We start from the raw sequence: 19,219 nt of genomic DNA, 5'->3' as shown, positions 1-19,219 counted from the left end.
ATGGAGAGAATGAAGATTCTTTAACTAAATAAGGATACAAGTCATGAGGATCAGTTTAAAGCTATTAGTACTATGTTTGTTTTCACTGGCATCGATTGCTGGTGTAAATCTGAAAAATGGAAATTTCTACATTACGTACACGGATATTATCGTACCTGGTGGTGGAAATGACCTAGTTGTAGAAAGAACATACAACTCAAAGTCACCTGGAAAAGGATGGTTTGGTTATGGTTGGGGTTCTGACTATGAAACTTTCTTAGTTGTTTCTGCAGATGGGTCAGTAACAGTTCACGAGAATGGTTCAGGTGCTAAAACACGTTTTACACCAAGACAGGCAGTTGACGCTAAAGCTGCTGCTGAAAAGATTGTGGATGTAATGAGAAAGAAAACATCACTATCAACGACAGTTGCTAAAACTTTAGTTACAAAGCTAACTAATGATGCTGAACTTAGACAAGCTTATGCTAAGAAATTTAATGTATCTTCAAATCTAGCAGTTGGAACTGAACTTTATTCAAATGTTCGTGGACTTCAAAAAGTTATTAAAACTGCTAAAGGTTATATTAGAAAGTATAATGACGGAAAGGAAAACCATTTCAATAAAGATGGTAAGCTTGTTCAAGTAAAAGATAAGAACGGATATGTTGTTAATCTTGATTACACGAAAGAGGGTTCTTTAAAGTCGATCAAAGATTCTATGGCAAAGCAGATCTTCTTCAAGTGGTATCCAAATGGTCTTGTGAAGTCTGTTGAATCTGGAGCAGGAAAAAAGACAACTTATACTTATGACACAAATTATAACTTAGTAGATGCTAAGGATATTTCAGGAAATAACTTTAAGTATGATTACGATGCAAACCACAATATGACTCTTATTACATATAAGGACGGATCATCTCAAAAGATCTCTTACGAGAAGAAAACTCAATTTGTGAAAGAGCTTACGAAAAGAAGTGGTGAGGTAATTAAGTATTCTTACGAGAGTAATCCTAAGAACCCTGACTTCCATTACTGGACTCTTGTTGCAAAGAAGTCTCCAACAAAAAAAGAAGTTGTAAATCGTTATGAGTATGAGATCAAGAAGAAACCAGATGGATCTCACTATACTTACAGAATCCTTACTGTAATTAATGGTCTAAAAACTGAAACTATTTATACTGAATGTTGTTCTCTTCCAAAGCAAATTAAAAGAGGAAATCACGTAACTAATTTTGAGTATAATAAGGATGGACTTCTTGTTAAGAAAGCTTCTTCAAGAGGTGATTTTGTAGAGCTTGAATACCACAAGCAGTTTAAGAAGATTACAAAAGTTGTAAACCCGCGTGGATGGACAGAGTTTGACTACGACAAAAAAGGTAACCTAAAGAAAGCAAATAATTCTAAAGGTATGTCTGTAGTTCTACTGTACGATTCAAAAGGTCGTATCTCAAAAATGATGGATTACAATAAAAAGACAAAACAAAAAAGAGCTCTTGAGTTTCAATATAATGCTCAAGGTAAGCCAGTTGAGATTACTATGAATAAAGTAGGTAAAATCAACGTTAAGTATGATAACTACGGTGAGATTCTTAAAGTAGAATCAAAAGCAGGACATAAGATGGCCTTACAAGTTACTCAGGCCTTCCAATCACTCTTAGCAATTGTTAAGCCTGCTGGTGTTAACCTAAATATGTAATTGGAGGGATATATGAAGAAACTACTAACGCTTTTAATGGTTCTTGGTTCATTTAGTATTTTTGCGGCAGATGGCGCGGTAACAGGTGAAAAAGATGGTGATTGTCCTAAGGTTAACTTAGACAATCGAAATACAACACCTACAGCAGCTGTACCATCTACGACAGATCCTGTAGCGAACCCTGGTGGTGTTCAGTCAGGTTCAAAATAAGATTGCATAAATTAATAATAAATTAGGCCCGTTAAATTAACGGGCCTTTTTTTGTCTAAAATCTATTCACTGTTCAAAATATTACACTCTTTGATTTTATAACATATTGAAAACAGAACGGAAAAACTGGCATCCTCCTTGCTTTATAAATAGCAAAGAAACAAAACCATAATGGGGGAAATTATGAAAAAGTTATCATTAGTATTTTTATTTCTATTAAGTGTATCAAACGTATTTGCATTAAATGAATCTGGAACGAATTGTGATGATATGTATGCAAGTTCTGATAATGTAGCAAACGTTGAAGCTGAAGCTCCTGCTGCTACATCTTCTAGTTCAAGTTCGTCAACTCAATCAATCGGACAATAAAATTTAACTCAAACTTAACCCATACTCCTTATAAAAAGCCTGGCCAAGAGTCAGGCTTTTTTTTGCCTGATTAATTTAAAAACGGCTATAATAAGGCCATGGATAATAATATTACAACTGTATACTGTGCTCAGAAAGGGCGTGACAATTTAACATATGAAGATCGCATTAGTGTCCTTCAGGCCTTAGAGAGCGAAATAAGGGCCCGAGAGAGCGAAATTCTTGCTGCCCTCAAAGCAGACTTAAATAAGAGTGCCTTTGAGTCTTACCTTTCTGAAATTGACTTCTGTTTGCATGAAATTAATCTCGTGAAAAAGAAGCTAAAGAAGTGGATGAAGCCGAAGAGAGTTTTTTCTCCACTGCCATTTATGCCAGCAAGAAGTGAAATTCACTACGAACCATATGGACAAGTTTTAGTCATTGCCCCTTGGAATTATCCATTTCAATTGGCCATCGTTCCCCTTATCGGTGCAATCGCTGCGGGAAATAAAGTTATTGTGAAGCCTTCTGAAATGGCCCCAGCAACCTCTAAGGTTATTAATGATGTCATTACAAATGCACTTGATAGTGATATCGCAGCTGTTATTGAAGGAGGGGTTGAAGAGACGACCGAGCTTTTGAATTTAAAGTTTGATTATATTTTCTATACTGGAAACGGGCATGTTGGGCGAATTATTATGGCGGCTGCTGCTAAGAACCTAACGCCACTCACTCTTGAGTTAGGAGGGAAGTCACCGGCGATCATTACAACTAAGAACCTTGACTTAGCGGCCAAACGAATAGTTTGGGGGAAGTTTTTCAATGCTGGCCAAACATGTGTTGCACCTGACTATATTCTAATCAATAGAAAAGACGAGGATAGGTTTATAGCTGCTTCAAAGAAGTACCTCACGCAATTTTATAGTGAAGAAATTAAAAGTAGTCGCGATTACGGACGCATAATTAATGAGCGACATTTTGATAGGCTTTCGGCCCTGATTGATAAAAACTCCGTTCTTATTGGCGGAGATGTGGATAAGTCTCAATTATATATTTCTCCAACATATGTAAAAGCAAATAAAGATAGTGCAATTATGAAGGATGAAATCTTTGGTCCTCTACTACCAGTTGTTTATTCTGATAGTTTAGATGATTCTATTGAATTTGTTAAAAGCTATGATAAGCCACTTGCTTGTTATGCTTTCGTTGATTCTAGTGGAGAAAAGAAAAAGGTTATAGAGTCAATTAGTAGCGGTGGAATGGTTATTAATGATACTATCGTGCATTTGTCGAATGAAAAGTTACCATTTGGTGGTGTCGGTGAATCGGGAATGGGTGCCTATCACGGTGAGTTTTCGTTTAAGTTATTTTCTCACGAAAAGGCAGTTATGAAGAGAAGCTTTTGCTTAGAGAATGATCTTCGCTATCCTCCTTATGAGAAAAAGGTATCTCTAGTTCGTAAGATTATGAATTTACTGTCGTAATACTTTACGGTCATTGAAAGCTTTTCAATATTGAATTACATTTATTAATTGTTCGTATAATAGGGTCATGAAAATGGCCCATTTTTATATTCTTTTAATCAGTCTTTTTGCAAACGCTAATTTAGTCTTTGCAGATATAGTATTAGATCGTGCTGATATTCCCGAAGTTTTCCAAAGGGAATATATCTATACCTCTGGGGCCAAACATGAATTTGTTCAAACTTATGGTGTTGCAACTTGTGTTGTTCTAATTATGCACAATTATGAAGGCCATTCGGTTTTTGCCCATTTAGATAGTGGGACAATGGTCGAGCAGGCAATTTCTAACTTCATTAAAGATCTAGGAAATATTACTTCAGTTCGTTTATTTGGAGGCCAACCACCATATCGTTTAGAAGATCGTATTATTTCAGAACTTGAAAAATACAAATTATACCCAGAGATTATTATAAGAAATGAACGTAATAAATCACTAAATGTAATGCTGAATCTCAAGTCTGGTGATGTTGTAGAGTATGATGAAGTAATTGCTTCAACTGATTTTAGAGTCGTTAATGAAAAAGTTAAGAGATTGAAATTTTCATCACGAATTTATCGTCATGAAGAATCAATTGGTGGAGGAGATATTATAGAAATAGATTCTCCAGAAAGTGACCTTGGCCTTAATATGTTTTTACTTCCGTATTAGTGTTATCATGCTAGACTTTCTTTATGAAAAGTCTCAAATCAGTAATTTTAATTCTTAGTTCTCTTATTTCTATTTCTTCTATTGCGAAAGTAAGTGCAAAAGAAGTTTTTAAAACGAATGACATTATTTGGGGAATTAGCTTTATCAATGAAAATGAAATTCTTTTCACCGAAAGAGGTGGTAAAATTAAGTATCATAATTTTTCAACAAAACAGACCAAAGAACTTATGGCTCCAAAAGTAAAAGCACAAGGTCAAGGCGGTATGCTTGATATTGTCTTTAAAAAGATAAGTGGCAAGGACTACGCTTACTTTACTTATTCTTCTGAAGTAAAGGGTGTTGTCGTAACGACATTGGCAAGAGCTGAATATATTAAAACTCAATTGAAAAAAGCTGAAGTACTTTTAGAAACAAAAGTTGTAAGTGATACTACCCGTCACTTTGGTTCACGCTTGTTATTTAAAGATAATTATCTTTTTATGACTATTGGTGATCGTGGAGAGAGAAAGTATGCTCAGGACCTTACACATCATAACGGCAAGATTTTACGTTTAAACTTTGATGGTACACCCGCCAAAGGAAATCCTTTTGAGAATAAAAAAGGTGCACTAAAAGAAGTATGGAGCTACGGACATCGCAACCCACAAGGAATTGGGATGAATAAGAAGGGGGATATCTTTAGCTGTGAATTTGGTCCTCGCGGTGGAGACGAGCTTAATTTAATAAAACCAGGTCTAAACTACGGCTGGCCTATTATTACTTATGGAAAGGAGTATTGGGGCCCAAGCATAGGTGAAGAAAAAAAGAAGGGAATGGAGCAGCCTATAGTCTATTGGACACCTAGTATTTCACCTTCGGGAATGGTTGTTTATGAAGGAGCTAAGTATAAGGATTGGAAAGGGGATATATTTCTGGCCGCTCTTGGCAGTGAGCATTTGAGAAGGCTTAGAATGGACGGAAATAAAGTGATTTCTCAAGAAAGCTATCTTGTTGAACTTGATGAAAGAATGCGCCAGATTGTGGTTTCTCCGGCCGGAGAGCTCTATTTAACAACGGACTCTGGTAAGATACTTAAGGTTGTAAGGTAAGTGTTAAAAATCTAAACAGCCTTGAAAAAATGTATACTTCTTAAACAATTAATACATAGTAAGTAGTTGAAAATACGATCGCTTTTGTTGGCATACATCATGCATTAAATATAGTGACTACAAAAGGAGAAGTATTATGAAAAAGCTATTTTTATTATCTGTACTAGCACTATTATCATCTCAGGTATTTGCCGGAGTAAAAGAAGCGACAACAAATACGTCTGATGATTCTATTTGTGAAACTAGGGGATTAAACCTTAAACAAAAGATGCAAGAAATTGATAATTTAATTGCGAGTTCTGGTGGGACTATTGAAAAAGAGACAGAATCAAAGTCTATTAATCAATAATTTATTCACTTTCTCGTAATACTTTTAAAAGGGCCTCACGTTCTTCAACAGTATACTCACCATGTTGATAATCATCCAGAGCGTCGAGGCCTTGAACTCTCTTACCAATCGGTTTCGTAATTCCTGAAGATTCTCTTTTAACGTAATCTACTTTCTTTGCTGTATTATTGAAAAGCTTAACTGTCATTTCTTTGCCTTCACTAAGGCTTGTATTTAAATAAAAGGCGATTGTTGAATATACTTTTTGTGTATATGGCTTCAGAGGTTTGTTAATACTATCGAATACTGTTGAATTCTTAGCTACAGGAAACGCCAAGATTAAGAAACTAACTGTAAAATATATTAAAAACCTAAACATGCTATTAACTCGCTTTTTCTGACGCAATATCATGAGTCAGCTTATCTACAGATCTAAGTAGATCTTCTCTTTTAAATGGTTTTACTAAAAAGTCTTGTGCACCTGAAGAAATTGCTTCAATGCATACTGATTCAATATCAAGTGAAGACATCATTAGAATTTTAGCATTAGGAAAATTACTGGCAACAGATTCAGCAAGCTCTAGCCCACTGATTCCTGGCATAATAACATCGATGATAAATAGAGTTGGTGGATTATCAAAAGCAAGCTTTAAAGCATCCTGAGCACTACCTACACATCCAACAACTTCATGTCCTTCTTGTTCCAAAATATCTTTAACAGAAGTTCTAGAGATTTCAGAGTCGTCTACAATCATTACTTTCATTTCTTCTTTTTCCATATACATTCCATTTTAATTTAATGTTGGATAAAAAAAAAGAGGGCCTTGTTGGCCCTCTGTATTTAAGCGGCAACGCCAGCTTTCGTTTTTTCTTGATGTTTTTTGTCCACTTTTCTCATTTGAACTTCTTTCTTGTATGCTGCCCAGTCTACTAGCGCGATATCAAGAACCTCATCAATTGTTTTAACAGGAACAAAATTGATTTTCTCTCTTAGATTCTCAGGGATATCAACAAGGTCTTTTTTATTACCCCATGGAATAACTACTGTAGAGATACCCATTCTAAGTGCAGCAAGTGCTTTTTCTTTGAGTCCGCCAATTGGAAGAACTTTTCCAGTTAAAGTAATCTCACCAGTCATTGCAACATCACGGCTAACTGGAACACCTGTACAATTTGATACTAGGGCCGTTGCTAATGTGATACCTGCAGATGGTCCATCTTTTGGAGTGGCACCAGCTGGTAAGTGTACGTGGAACTCGTGATTTTCAAAAATATCTTCATCAATTCCCATATAAAGTGCACGAGATCTGATATAGTTAATTGCTGTTTTTGCAGACTCTTTCATTACGTCACCAAGTTGACCTGTAAGAGTTAGCCCTTGTCCTTTCATCTTTGTTGTTTCGATGTAAAGAACTTCACCACCATGAGATGTCCAAGCTAGACCAGTTGATACTCCAACTTCATCTTCATCCTTATGATCTTCTTTTACGAAAATTGGTGGACCTAGGTATTTAACAACAGTATCTTTTACGATATGTGTTTTACCCATATCGCCCTTAGCAATTTTCATTGCAACCTTACGACATAGAGTACCGATTCTTCTTTCTAAGTTACGTAGTCCAGCTTCTGATGTGTAGTGCTCGATAACACTTTCAACACCTTCATCTGTAAATACGACGTGCTCATTATTGATACCATTTTCATCCATTTGCTTTGGAATGATATATCTTTTAGAAATTTCAACTTTCTCTTCTCTTGTGTAACCAGATAAATTGATTACTTCCATACGATCTCTTAGCGGACCAGGAATGTTTTCAAGCATATTAGATGTTGCAATAAACATACAGTTTGAAAGATCAAATGGTACGTTTAGATAATGGTCTCTAAACTCTACATTTTGTTCAGGGTCTAGAACTTCTAGTAGGGCCGCTGAAGGATCACCTTTGTAGTCACCAGATAGCTTGTCAATTTCGTCAAGTAGTACAACTGGATTATTTGTTTTCGCTTGCTTCATCGCCTGAATAAAACGACCCGGCATTGCTCCAACATATGTTCTTCTATGACCTCTAATCTCGGCTTCATCTTTTACACCACCAAGAGAAATCCTTACAAACTCTCTTCCTGTAGCACGAGCAATTGACTTCCCAAGTGAAGTTTTACCAACACCAGGAGGACCTTGGAAACATAGGATTGGCCCTTTCATATCATCACCCTTAAGTTGTCTAACTGCTAGGTGCTCAAGAATTCTTTCTTTGATTTGAGTAAGCTCAAAGTGATCTTCATCAAGGATCTCAAGAGCAGAGTTAAGATCAATATGCTCTTCAGATTTTTTACTCCATGGCAGGTCACACATCCATTCAATATAGTTTCTCATGATACTTGCTTCAGACGAATCTGGGTGCATCTTTTCAAGACGCGCAAGTTGCTTAGTTGTTTCTTTTAGAACTTCTTCAGGCATTCCTGCTTCTTCAACTCTTTTTCTGAACTCTGCGAATTCATCTTGTTCTGAGTTTCCGTCACCTAGTTCTGATTTAATCGCTTTTATCTGTTCTTTTAGAAATACATCTCTTTGATTAACATTTTCAGATGAAGTATTTGTTTTCATCTTTTGTTGCATCATTAGGATTTCTAATTCACGATTTAGAATGTCGTTGATTGCATGTAGGCGATCAACAGGGTCTAGTGTTTCAAGAATAGTTTGTGCTTCTGAAACATGTAGATTTAAATTTGATGCAATTAAGTCCGCAAGTCTTGATGCATCTGTAATATCTTCGAGAACCATTAGAATATCTGGAGAAAGAACTTTCCCGAGCTGAATAACCTTTTCAAGTTGTTCCTTGATTGTTCTCATAAGTGCTGTTGTCGCAATATTTGAGCTATCTGTTTTTGTATCTTCAACCTTTTCTACCTTTGTAATATAGAAAGGTGATTGTTGATCAAATGACGTAATTCTAGCTTTTGATAAACCTTGTACTAGAATTTTAATTCTTCCATCAGGAAGCTTTCTCATTCTCATGATCATGGCAACAGTACCAAGTTCATAAATCTCTTCTGGAGCAGGATGTTCTGCTACAATATCTTTTTGACTCGAAAGTAGAATCAGACGATCTGAATGATTAATAGCATGATCAATAGCTTTGATCGATGCTTCTCTACCAACAAATAGAGGTAAAATCATAAATGGATAAATAACTAAGTCTCGGATTGGTAAGAGGGCCAATTCTTCCTTAAACTCAATGTTCTCACCCTCGTAATTTGTAACCATAAAATTTTCCTCCAACAGGTCGGCGCAATATAGGCAATTTGTTCTTAATTAACATCGGGCAATAAAAAAAACTCTTTAATAAAAAGAGCGAAAATGCGTGATTTTTTTGAGTTTTTTAACTGATTTTTTTGCTATGATTTAGTTAATGTGTTGTAATTTCATAAAGTGAAAGAAGACCGATATAGTCGGTTATTAGGAGTTTTAAAGATGTCAAAGCATACGACAAAGAAGGTAGCGGTAGTTGTACTTGCTGCGGGTAAGGGAACGAGATTAAAAATGGATGTTCCAAAACCACTTGCACCATTACACCAAAATGCTTTAGTCGATTATGTCATCGAAACTTTTAAAGATTTTGGAGATATCACTTTAGTAACCGGTCATCAACGTGAACTTGTTGAAGAACACGTCAATAAAAGACATGAAAATATCAACTATGTTTATCAAAAAGAACAGCTAGGTACAGGACATGCTGTACAAACATATTTAAAAGATTTTGAGCACTCTCGTGGCTATGACTACACAATCGTTACTTGTGCGGACACGCCTTTGATTACAAAGGAAACAATCAGTGCTCTTATTGAAGAGATTGAAAAAGGTCCAAATGCCGTTTGTGCAACTTTTACGGCAAGTAACCCTACAGGTTACGGAAGAATTATTCGCAAGGGAACTGGCTTTCAAATCGTTGAGGAAAAAGATGCAACAGATGAGCAAAGGCTTGTAACTGAAGTTAACTCTGGCCTTTATATTTTTAAAACTCTCTATTTAATGGATCATGTTTTTAATCTTTCTGATAATAATAAGTCAGGTGAGTTCTACTTAACTGATACCTTTAATCCTGAAGCCAATGTAGCTCCACTTCTTTTTGAAGATGCCCGTGAATTTCTAGGTGTTAATAACCTTATTCAGCTTTCAGATGCAGATATTTATCTAAGGCGCTCAATTTCTCGTTTCCTGATGTTAGAAGCGGGTGTGCGTTTTTCAGATCCTTCGCATACTTACTGTTATTCTAAAAATATTGGTCAAGGAACACACCTTTTCCAAAATGCTTTTATCGATGACAAAACTGTGATTGGAAAGAATGTAGTAATCGAGCAAGGCGTAACAATTAAAAATTCAATCATCGAAGATGGTGCGATTATTAAGGCCAACTCATATATTACAGACTCAAAAGTATCTAAAGGTGCTTCAATTGGCCCAATGGCGCAACTTCGCCCTGGAAGTGATATTGGTGAAGGTGCAAAAATTGGAAATTTCGTCGAGATTAAAAAGTCTAAGATCGGTAAGAAGTCTGCGGTCTCACACTTAAGTTACGCAGGAGATGCTGAGATTGGAGACAATGTTAATATTGGCTGTGGTTTCATCACTTGCAATTACGATGGTGCCAATAAGCATAAAACAATTATTGGTGATGGATCATTTATTGGATCAGATTCACAAATGATTGCTCCTATTGAGATTGGCAAAGAATGCTATATTGCATCAGGTTCAACTATTAGCAAAAGTATGCCAGATGGTTCATTTGCAATTGCTAGAGGGCGTCAAGAGACGAAAGAAGGCATGGCAAAGCGTTTCATTAGGAAAAAAAGCGACAAATAGGCCCGCAAAAATTTTATTTTCGCCCGCAAAATGGTATCTTTCTTTAATTAGTATTTTTTAAACATATAAGGAAGTGACTATGTGCGGAATTGTTGGGCATTTAGGGCCATCAAATTCAGTTGACGTTGTTCTAGAAGGACTTAGAAGATTAGAGTATCGAGGGTACGATTCAGCTGGTGTTAGTTTTATCAGTAAAAATGATGAACTTCTCGTTTATAAAAAAGAAGGTAAAATTGCTAACCTTGAAGCCGAGCTTGAGGGTAAAGATATTCATGCAAGATCTTGCATTGGGCACACTCGTTGGGCCACTCACGGTGGTGTAACAGATTATAATGCTCACCCACACGTATCAACAAAAGATGGAATTGCAATGGTTCACAATGGAATCATTGAGAATGCTACTGAAATTAGAAATGAACTAAAAGAGCATGGAATCTACTTTGAGTCTGAAACAGACTCTGAGACTTTTCTTGGGCTTCTAATTTTTCACAAGCGTCAAGGAACTCCAATTAAAGAAGCGGTCATCAAATCTTTTGAAAGAATTGAAGGATTTTCTGCATTTGTCGTTCTAAATCGTGAAACAGATGAAATCTTTGCAATTAAAAAAGGTGCTCCTCTAGTATGTGGAAGTAATGAAGTAAACTCTGAAGTATTTGTTTCAAGTGATCCATATGCTCTTGCTGGTATGGCAAATCGTATTTACTTCCCTGAAGATAATGTTCTTTGCCATTTAAGTGTTAAGAATAATCAACTACTGAACTTTTATGAATTAGATGGAACTAAGACTCATCGATATATGTCAAAAGAGCAGACGATTGATCACGATCCTGCTTCTAAAGGTGAGTTTGAACACTATATGCTTAAAGAGATTCACGAGCAGCCAGAGTTGATTCGTTCTCTAACTCAATATTACTTTCAAGGAGAAGGGAAAGAGAGTTTAGAAGCGGCGACAAAACTTCCTATGGATGCAGTTAGTATTACAGCTTGTGGAACTGCTTATTACGCAGGACTTGTGATTAAGGATTATTTTGAATTAAATAACTGTATTAGATGTATAGCAGAAGTTGCCAGTGAGTTCCGTTACAGAAATCCAATTTTAAACCAAAATGAATTGGCAATGTTTATTTCTCAGTCTGGTGAAACAGCAGATACACTCGCGGCCCAAACAATGTGTAAAGAAAGAGGAATGAAATCTCTTTCAATTGTAAATACAGAAGGTTCAACACTGTACCGTGATTGCGATGTTAATCTTATGATTCGCGCGGGTATTGAAATTGGTGTTGCTTCAACAAAGGCCTTCACTCAGCAAGTCCTTACAGGTAAAACTCTTTCTGAAGTAATAGCAAATGGAAGTATGAATGATGAACTAAGAAATTCATTATCAGCACGTTATAGCTTACTTGCTCAAAGAGTAGAGCAGTTACTTGATAATACGAAACCTATTAAAGAAGTTGCAGATGCAATATATAAGTTTAAAGGTTTCTTTTATACTGGACGAGGTTCTTACTTTCCTATCGCTCTTGAGGGGGCATTAAAGCTTAAAGAGATCGCTTACGTTCATGCTGAAGGTTATGCTTCAGGGGAACTAAAGCACGGTCCAATCGCTTTAATTGATGAAGAAAAAGTCAATATCGCCTTAGTTGGTGAAGATTTATATGAGAAGACAGTTTCAAATATTCAAGAAATTAAAGCTCGTAAGGGACTAATCGTTTCGATCGGTCCAAAGGGTAAGGAAGATTTAAGAGAAATCTCTGATCACTATATCGAACTAAATTTTGAAGGTCTTGGAGATTTAGCACCTCTTTATGTAAACGTAGTTAACCAATTACTTGCATATTATATTGCTAAAAATTTAGGAACAGATATTGATAAGCCAAGAAACTTGGCGAAGTCGGTAACTGTAGAATAAAAAGAGTAAATTAGGAATTTAAATGAAGTTAGATCATCTCAACATTCAACAACGTCAAGCCGTTAAAGAGATTGATGGACCAATGATGATCCTTGCTGGTGCAGGGTCAGGAAAGACAAGAACGCTTGTAACAAAGATTGCTTATCTTTTAGAGGAAAAGAATATTTCTCCTTTCCAATTACTGGCCCTAACGTTCTCAAATAAGGCCGCAAAAGAAATGCGAGACCGTGTCGGACGTGATGTAAGTTGTGATGTTGGAGCTCTTCAAGTGACTACATTTCACTCTTTCTGCGCAAAAATGCTAAGGTCTGAGGCAAATTACCTAGGCCTTAGTCGAAATTTTACGATTTATGATACGTCTGAACAAAAAAGTGTTGTTAAAGCAATTCTAAATCGTCGTGGAATTTCTCAAAAAGAAACAGCACCATCTGAAGTACTTTACTTTATTGAAGATCTGAAAAATCACGGACATTATCCGGATCGTGATATCTCAGATAAGGATTATGAAGTAGAAAGTGATGATATTTTCTATGATATGTATCTTGAGTATGAAAAGGAACTTCACAAGGCCAATGCTACAGATTTTGGTGGACTAATCTGTGGAGTTATTCAGCTCTTTGAAAAGTTTTCTGAAGTGCTTGAAAGATACCAAGATCGTTTCCGCTATATTCTTGTGGATGAGTATCAGGATACGAACCGTGCTCAATTTGATCTTGTCACAAAACTTGCTATAAAAAGAAGAAATATCTGTGTTGTTGGCGATGAGGATCAGTCGATCTATTCTTGGCGTGGGGCGGATATACGAAATATTTTAGACTTCGAAGAAGTCTACAGTGATGCTCAAATTTTAAAGCTAGAGCAGAACTACAGATCATCTAAAAATATCATTGAAGCTGCTGGTGCGGTTATCTGTCGAAATACTCAACGTAAAGGAAAGAGTATGTGGACTGATAATCCAGAAGGTGAGTCAATTGAGATTGTCGAATGTGCTAGTGATCGCGAAGAAGCGGATTTTGTCGCAGAACAATTAGTTCATCATCATAATGAAGATGGAGTTAATTACGATGAAATGGCAGTTTTCTATCGAACGAACTCTCAGTCGAGACAGATTGAAGATGCTCTTAGAAAGTTCAATATTCCTTATCGAGTTGTGGGTGGGATTAAATTCTACGAGAGAAAAGAAGTAAAGGATTTAATTGCTTATATTAGGCTTCTTGTTAATGATAAAGACTCATTGGCATTAAGCCGTATTATTAATGTACCAACTCGTGGGATTGGTGCAACAACGCTAAGAAAAATCGAAGAAGAGGCAATTAAGTCTGATAGTTCTCTTTGGGAAGTTGTTAATAGAATTGTGGATAACCCAGAAGATTTTAAACATATAAGACTTTCGTCTCGTGTTAAGTCCTCTCTTTCGCAATTTGTTCATTTAATTACTGAAGCGAAAGTTGCTCATGACGAAGGTGAAGGCCTAGAGACTGTTTATGAAAAGCTGCTCTACGAATCTGGTTATTGGGAAATGCTTCGTGCAGCAAAAGACTATGAGTCACAAGCTCGAATGGAGAACTTAGAGGAGCTTGGTAGTGCTTTTACTCAATTTGAGGACCAAAATCCTAATGGCCGTTTCGGTGCATTTCTAGAAACAATCACTCTTGATAATTCAGTAATTGGTCAAGAGGAAGAAAATCAGGGGGAAGTATCCCTAATGACAATTCATGGGGCCAAAGGTCTTGAGTTTGAATATGTCTTCGTTACAGGTGTTGAAGAAACTGTCTTTCCAAGTTATCAATCAATCGAAAATGGTGAAGTGGCAATTGAAGAAGAGCGTCGTCTTTTCTATGTTGCAATGACCAGAGCAATGAAAAGACTCTATATCACTTTTGCTCAAGGGCGTATGCTATTTGGACAATTACGCTTCAATGGCTTTAGCCGTTTTATTCAAGAAATACCTAATAAATTTTATATCTGGAAAAAATTAGGTGGTGGACGTCAGCAATCAATGGATAATGATTGGGATGACCTATGCGATCCGGTTTATGACGATGAACCAGTTTACAGAGTTGAAAAATCGCCAAGTATAAGTACAAAGAAAGTAACTTATCCTAAGGGCTCAAAAATTGTTCACTCACTCTATGGTGAAGGGACTGTTTTAGATTGTATTGGCCCGACAGGAGATGAAAAGGTAACGATTAAATTTAATGACGGTGCTCAGAAGAAATTTATGGCAAAATTCGCACCACTGACTTTAATCTAAAATACCATTGGAGGGTATGTGAAAACTAAGTCACCATTAAAAATAATTTTTTTATTTTTAGGATCTATAATTGTTTTTTCTGCAATTATTTTAATTGTTGCTAAAAAGAACTTAAAACCAGATGCTATCAGGAAGGCTTTTACAACCCAACTTCAAAAAACTTTACCAAATGCAGAAGTATTAACTCAGTCTCTTGATTATTCCCTTGGGATTAATTCTAAAGTTAATATTAGAGGCGTTGATATTCTTTATCCGCACGGTGGTCGAAAACTTCCGCTATGCTCATTTGAAAATCTACAAATTGAAATTCCATTTTGGACAATGCTTATGGGGTACGGGACTATCTCGGTAAATATTGATAATCCAAAAGTAAGTTATATTGAGTTCAAGAAGGGCTCTAACTGGGAAAACTCTTTTACTTCTAAAGAAATAGTTAGTTTTAAAGAAGAAAAAAAAGTCATTTCTAAAGAGATTCAGAAAGAAGGTTCTGACTCTGGCTTGGCCGTTCTAAGTTTTTTCTCAGATGCATCTTTAAATTTTAATGTCACTAATATTAATGCAAATTATGCTCTAAGAAGTGGAAGCTTCGGTGAAGTTAATATTGAAAAGCTTGCACTAAGAGATATTGGTTTAAATACAACATCTGTATTTGAGTTGAAATCTCATTTTATTTTGTCTAAAGGCAAGCCTAATGAAACATCTTTTGATGTGTTGATTATTGGTGAAACTGTGCTTGATAAATGGCTTGAAGAAAAAAAGCTAAATTTCAATGCAGAGGTCGATATTAATAATGTTAACTCTAGTGTACTTATAAAACCTCTTAAGAAGTTTTCTTTGAAAATGGATGGTGGTGTAGAAAATCGATTAATGTCTTCAAAAATTGTTGTTGCACTTGAAGAACATCAATTTATGAAGTCAAATCTCGATTACGATTTTAGTAAAGAAGTTTTAAAACTATCAAATATAAACCTGGTAAGTGATTTAAACAATATTACTTCGTACTTTGTTAATGTCAGTGATTTCGGAGTAAAAATAAAAGATGGGCAACTTAAGGTCGAGGGTAGTTTAACATCAAGACACGATAAGTTATTTCCTAATATTACAACTAGTGTGGAAAGTAATATGATTGCATTAGGCATCCCTGTAGTTGTTAATATAAAAAATAATTTAAATAGTAAGCAGATCAGGTCAGCAATTGAGTTAAAACTTCTTGAAGGGAGTATTAAAGTAGGTCAGAGAACTCCTTTTGTTCTTGGAGTAGATCGTTTTGATTACTTGAAGACGTCTGATATAAATCTACATCTACAAGATATTCAGATTCCGACTGAGATAAAAGAGAGCATGCCTAAGCAGAAAACTGTTAAGGAAGAAATAAAAGAAGAAAATACTGATGTTGATATTTCGAGTACAAACGGTGAAGTATTTTCAAATTATCCGGTTAAATCGAAAATTAAGTTCTCTAATGTAATGCTAGGGGAGTCACCGATCAATGGTCAGGTTGAACTTAGCGTAAATCGCAAAAAGTTAAATATTTTATCAAATAGATTAAAGCTTGGCACGGCACCTCTAAATATTAAAGTTAATTCAGAAATTAATAAGAAAGGAAAAACAACAGAATTAGCTGCCTCATTTAGCGAGGTTGATATTTCAAGTGCGGCCCTATTTGTCCCACACGATATTGTGAAGTCTATTGAGGGGAAAGCGTCAGGTAAAGTTGATGGGAAGTTAATTGGCAAAGGTTATGATTTTAATGTTGCATTAAATGTTAAAGAAGCAAAACTTCATAAGATAAATTTAGCAAATGTAGTTGGAAGTATATTTAAAAAGCTTGAAAAACTAGCTAATAAAGATATCTCAATTGATGGTGACATCAGTGAACTATCATTTAATGGACGATTAGATGATCGTTATCATCAATTTAAGAGTTATAAAGTAGTATTAGATGAAGGAAAGTATGCTTTAGAAGGAAATGGGAAAATTGACTTTAAGGCTCCCGGTGAGCTTCTCGGTGCAATTATTGTAAATGAAAAAGAAATTAAGCATGACCTTGAAAGAGATTATGGAACAGCTAAGATTCCATATCGTCTAGAGGGAGTAGGATATGCTTTAACTAGCGACTATGAATTTACAATTGAAAAATTGGCCAAGAGTGCTGCTAAGAACTTATTAAAAAAAGAAACGGATAAAGTCCTTCAAAAGAATAAAGTTAAAATAAAAAAATTATTTAAAGGTATTTTTAAAAATGACTAAGAATTTAATTGGTTCTGTAGATATAGGTTCTAATTCTACACTACTACTTATTATTGATTGTAATACTAAAGAAGTTGTACAAGAAATTTCGACAATTACAGGGCTTGGTAGAGGACTTGATAAAGATGGTATTTTCCAGGAAAAATCAATGGCGGATACTTTTAGGGCCTTGAAGGAATATCAGGAAGAGTGTCAGAGGCTGGGTTGTGATAAAATTATAATTACGGCAACTGAAGCGTCCCGTGTTGCTAAAAATGCTCCGGAGTTTTTCGCTAGAATTAAATCTGAGCTTGGTTTGGATATTGAAATTATTTCTGGTGAAGGGGAAGCGTTTTATACCGCTCTCGGAATTAATGAAATGATGAAAAAAAAATCAAAGAAACAACTTATCCTAGATGTAGGTGGCGCATCAAGTGAGTTAATTCTTATTAAAACAAAACCTTTTGAAATTATTGAAACAGTTTCATTGCCAATTGGTTCAGTGAGAGTTGATGATTGGATTAAGGACGGCCAGTTGAAAACTAAGGTTGATGAAATTTTTGAAAAATTTGATCTTGATTCATATGTTGGTCAGGATGTTATAGGAGTCGCAGGTACTTTAACAAGCCTTGCGTTGATGTTTTCAGGTGCCCCTGCATATGATGCAGATTCGATTAATAACTACAGTATTGGCCTTGCTGAGTTCAATGAAAGTACGGATCGTATTCAACTAGTTGAAGCCAAGGTTCTTGGTAAGCAATTTTCTTTTCTGGGAAAGAGGTCAAAAACAATACAGTCTGGGGCAATTTGCGCACAGACAATTTTAAACAAAATTGAAGCGAAGAATATTCATTTTTCTACATATGGACTTCGTTATGGTACGGCGCTGAGGGGAGAGATAGATGACGTTTACCGCGTATGAAAGTAGTAAGATTGAAGTTGAAAACTTGCTATTTAAAGAGAGCACAAGTGCTGAGTTTATCTTTCTTGTAAAATCTGGAAAACTTTTAACAGTTAAAGAACAAAACGGAAGATTAGTTCCAACAGGTACACATAAGAAAGGAGATTTTCTTGGTGTTTCTGGTGGAATCAATCGTAAGGTTTATGATGAGTCATGCTTTACTATTGAAGATGTTGAAGTTGTGCCAATTCCAATAATTGAAGTATCAAAAATTATTGACTCAAATGAATTGTGGCTTAAGAAAATTGTTAATACAACAATTGACCGTCTCGATAGTGCCATAAATATTTTAGCTGAGCATAAAATATTTGATACTGCCAAGAGTAGTGACTTTGTTTTTTCTGATGAAGTTGAGGCCAAGTTTAGGAAGTTGTTAAATGAATAGGTTATGGACTCTATTTTGTATTCTTTTCTTATTTGCTTGTAGTGGTAAGAGTAGTGATTGGCATGGTGGAGCTGATTCTAATAATAATGGTGTACGTGACGATATTGATTCATGGATTGAAAAGAAAGCTAAGGGTGATGAGAGACTTAAGAAGGCCCTTACTAATCTTGCTAAGATTAATCCTGCTAAATGTGAATACTCAATTAAAGCAAAATGTCTGGATCAGTTAAGTGATGATGGAATTTTTCTTCAGATTGAATTACTTGATTTACAGTTAAATACAAAAGAGTTGAGGGCAGAATTTGAGGGCAATATCAAGAAATGCCCCCAAATTGATGATCGAAAAATTAATTATAAATGTGATTTATAGACTAAGTCGTCCTCTGTTATTGAGGGCGACTATAGTGTCTGTAACACGCTTTCTTGCTCTTTGAATATCGCGTGCTTCATTTGCTCCAAGATTCTTTACTAGATAAGAATAAGCTTCTTCTGCAGCTTCTCTTGGAAGAATAGTAAGAACTTTCTTTTGAAAAGACTTCTCACACTCCTTTAGAGCTACACCAATAACAGGTGCTTTAATAAACTTAACAACTTGGTTTAAATCGATCTCGTCTAATGCGTAGATTGTATCGAAAGTAATACTTTCAGCGTAGAGTTCTTTGGCAAGGGTAGGATTTCTCATTTGAATATTCTTCAAGAGAGTGGCCCTTTCTTCTGAATTCATAAATTTTAGCATCTCAATAATTTGAGCCTTTCCATTTATAAATACACCACCGTTTTGCTTATTCGCTTCCATTTA

18 protein-coding genes are annotated in these 19,219 nt (G+C 35.6%); 14 read left to right on the top strand and 4 right to left on the bottom strand.

Annotated elements, in window-relative coordinates:
• Positions 1 to 43 precede the first annotated feature (43 nt).
• The 7 genes from M902_RS08915 to M902_RS08885 all read left to right on the top strand — a co-directional run bounded on the left by M902_RS08915 (position 44) and on the right by M902_RS08885 (position 5,842).
• Positions 44 to 1,675, top strand: coding sequence for an RHS repeat domain-containing protein (locus tag M902_RS08915; protein WP_021267716.1), 1,632 nt, complete (start codon positions 44 to 46; stop codon positions 1,673 to 1,675).
• Between the two features lie 12 nt (positions 1,676 to 1,687).
• The gene (locus M902_RS08910; RefSeq protein ID WP_021267496.1) at positions 1,688 to 1,885 is read left to right on the top strand and encodes a hypothetical protein; all 198 of its coding nucleotides are present in this window, start codon (positions 1,688 to 1,690) and stop codon (positions 1,883 to 1,885) included.
• A gap of 183 nt (positions 1,886 to 2,068) precedes the next feature.
• Positions 2,069 to 2,254: a hypothetical protein gene (locus M902_RS08905; RefSeq protein WP_040314545.1), complete on the top strand. Its 186-nt coding sequence runs from the start codon at positions 2,069 to 2,071 to the stop codon at positions 2,252 to 2,254.
• Positions 2,255 to 2,352: 98 nt separating this feature from the next.
• On the top strand, positions 2,353 to 3,717 hold the full coding sequence (locus M902_RS08900) for an aldehyde dehydrogenase family protein (RefSeq protein ID WP_021267505.1): 1,365 nt from the start codon (positions 2,353 to 2,355) through the stop codon (positions 3,715 to 3,717).
• A 67-nt stretch (positions 3,718 to 3,784) separates the two neighbouring features.
• A complete protein-coding gene (locus M902_RS08895; RefSeq protein ID WP_156979792.1) occupies positions 3,785 to 4,405 on the top strand; it encodes a hypothetical protein in 621 nt (206 codons plus the stop codon).
• A 23-nt stretch (positions 4,406 to 4,428) separates the two neighbouring features.
• Entirely contained in the window at positions 4,429 to 5,493 is a 1,065-nt protein-coding gene (locus M902_RS08890; protein ID WP_021267707.1) for a PQQ-dependent sugar dehydrogenase, read from the top strand.
• A 136-nt stretch (positions 5,494 to 5,629) separates the two neighbouring features.
• Positions 5,630 to 5,842 carry a hypothetical protein gene (locus M902_RS08885; RefSeq protein WP_021267597.1) on the top strand — a complete coding sequence of 71 codons (213 nt, stop codon included), beginning with the start codon at positions 5,630 to 5,632 and terminating at the stop codon, positions 5,840 to 5,842.
• A gap of 1 nt (position 5,843) precedes the next feature.
• Here M902_RS08885 and M902_RS08880 read toward each other — a convergent pair whose 3' ends face one another.
• The 3 genes from M902_RS08880 to lon form a co-directional block, all read right to left on the bottom strand.
• On the bottom strand, positions 5,844 to 6,200 hold the full coding sequence (locus M902_RS08880) for a hypothetical protein (RefSeq protein ID WP_021267518.1): 357 nt from the start codon (positions 6,198 to 6,200) through the stop codon (positions 5,844 to 5,846).
• A 4-nt stretch (positions 6,201 to 6,204) separates the two neighbouring features.
• Positions 6,205 to 6,600, bottom strand: a complete 396-nt coding sequence (locus M902_RS08875) for a PleD family two-component system response regulator (RefSeq protein ID WP_021267706.1) — start codon at positions 6,598 to 6,600, stop codon at positions 6,205 to 6,207.
• Between the two features lie 62 nt (positions 6,601 to 6,662).
• Positions 6,663 to 9,086 carry an endopeptidase La gene (gene lon, locus M902_RS08870; RefSeq protein WP_021267645.1) on the bottom strand — a complete coding sequence of 808 codons (2,424 nt, stop codon included), beginning with the start codon at positions 9,084 to 9,086 and terminating at the stop codon, positions 6,663 to 6,665.
• 207 nt (positions 9,087 to 9,293) lie between these two features.
• Here lon and glmU point away from each other — a divergent pair, with 207 nt between their 5' ends.
• From glmU to M902_RS08835, 7 genes are all read left to right on the top strand, one after another.
• The gene (gene glmU / locus M902_RS08865) at positions 9,294 to 10,682 is read left to right on the top strand and encodes a bifunctional UDP-N-acetylglucosamine diphosphorylase/glucosamine-1-phosphate N-acetyltransferase GlmU (protein WP_021267515.1); all 1,389 of its coding nucleotides are present in this window, start codon (positions 9,294 to 9,296) and stop codon (positions 10,680 to 10,682) included.
• Positions 10,683 to 10,761: 79 nt separating this feature from the next.
• Positions 10,762 to 12,591 (top strand): glutamine--fructose-6-phosphate transaminase (isomerizing), encoded by a 1,830-nt coding sequence (gene glmS / locus M902_RS08860; RefSeq protein WP_021267440.1) that lies wholly within the window; start codon positions 10,762 to 10,764, stop codon positions 12,589 to 12,591.
• A 22-nt stretch (positions 12,592 to 12,613) separates the two neighbouring features.
• Entirely contained in the window at positions 12,614 to 14,845 is a 2,232-nt protein-coding gene (locus M902_RS08855) for an ATP-dependent helicase (protein WP_021267628.1), read from the top strand.
• An 18-nt stretch (positions 14,846 to 14,863) separates the two neighbouring features.
• A complete protein-coding gene (locus M902_RS08850; protein ID WP_021267550.1) occupies positions 14,864 to 17,095 on the top strand; it encodes a hypothetical protein in 2,232 nt (743 codons plus the stop codon).
• Entirely contained in the window at positions 17,088 to 17,996 is a 909-nt protein-coding gene (locus tag M902_RS08845; protein WP_021267456.1) for a Ppx/GppA phosphatase, read from the top strand. Before M902_RS08850 ends, M902_RS08845 begins: the two co-directional genes overlap by 8 nt.
• Positions 17,977 to 18,420 carry a cyclic nucleotide-binding domain-containing protein gene (locus tag M902_RS08840; protein ID WP_021267495.1) on the top strand — a complete coding sequence of 148 codons (444 nt, stop codon included), beginning with the start codon at positions 17,977 to 17,979 and terminating at the stop codon, positions 18,418 to 18,420. The genes M902_RS08845 and M902_RS08840 overlap by 20 nt, the downstream gene beginning before the upstream one ends.
• Positions 18,413 to 18,790, top strand: a complete 378-nt coding sequence (locus M902_RS08835; protein WP_021267701.1) for a hypothetical protein — start codon at positions 18,413 to 18,415, stop codon at positions 18,788 to 18,790. Before M902_RS08840 ends, M902_RS08835 begins: the two co-directional genes overlap by 8 nt.
• Here the strand turns inward: M902_RS08835 and M902_RS08830 are convergent.
• Positions 18,785 to 19,216: a FliG C-terminal domain-containing protein gene (locus tag M902_RS08830; RefSeq protein WP_021267598.1), complete on the bottom strand. Its 432-nt coding sequence runs from the start codon at positions 19,214 to 19,216 to the stop codon at positions 18,785 to 18,787. The two genes, M902_RS08835 and M902_RS08830, sit on opposite strands and share 6 nt — an antisense overlap.
• Positions 19,217 to 19,219: the final 3 nt, after the last annotated feature.

This window comes from Bacteriovorax sp. BAL6_X, assembly GCF_000443995.1.
Classification (GTDB): domain Bacteria; phylum Bdellovibrionota; class Bacteriovoracia; order Bacteriovoracales; family Bacteriovoracaceae; genus Halobacteriovorax_A.
The sequence above is the reverse complement of the archived record's forward strand: the minus strand, read 5'-3'. Positions and strand labels throughout refer to the sequence as shown.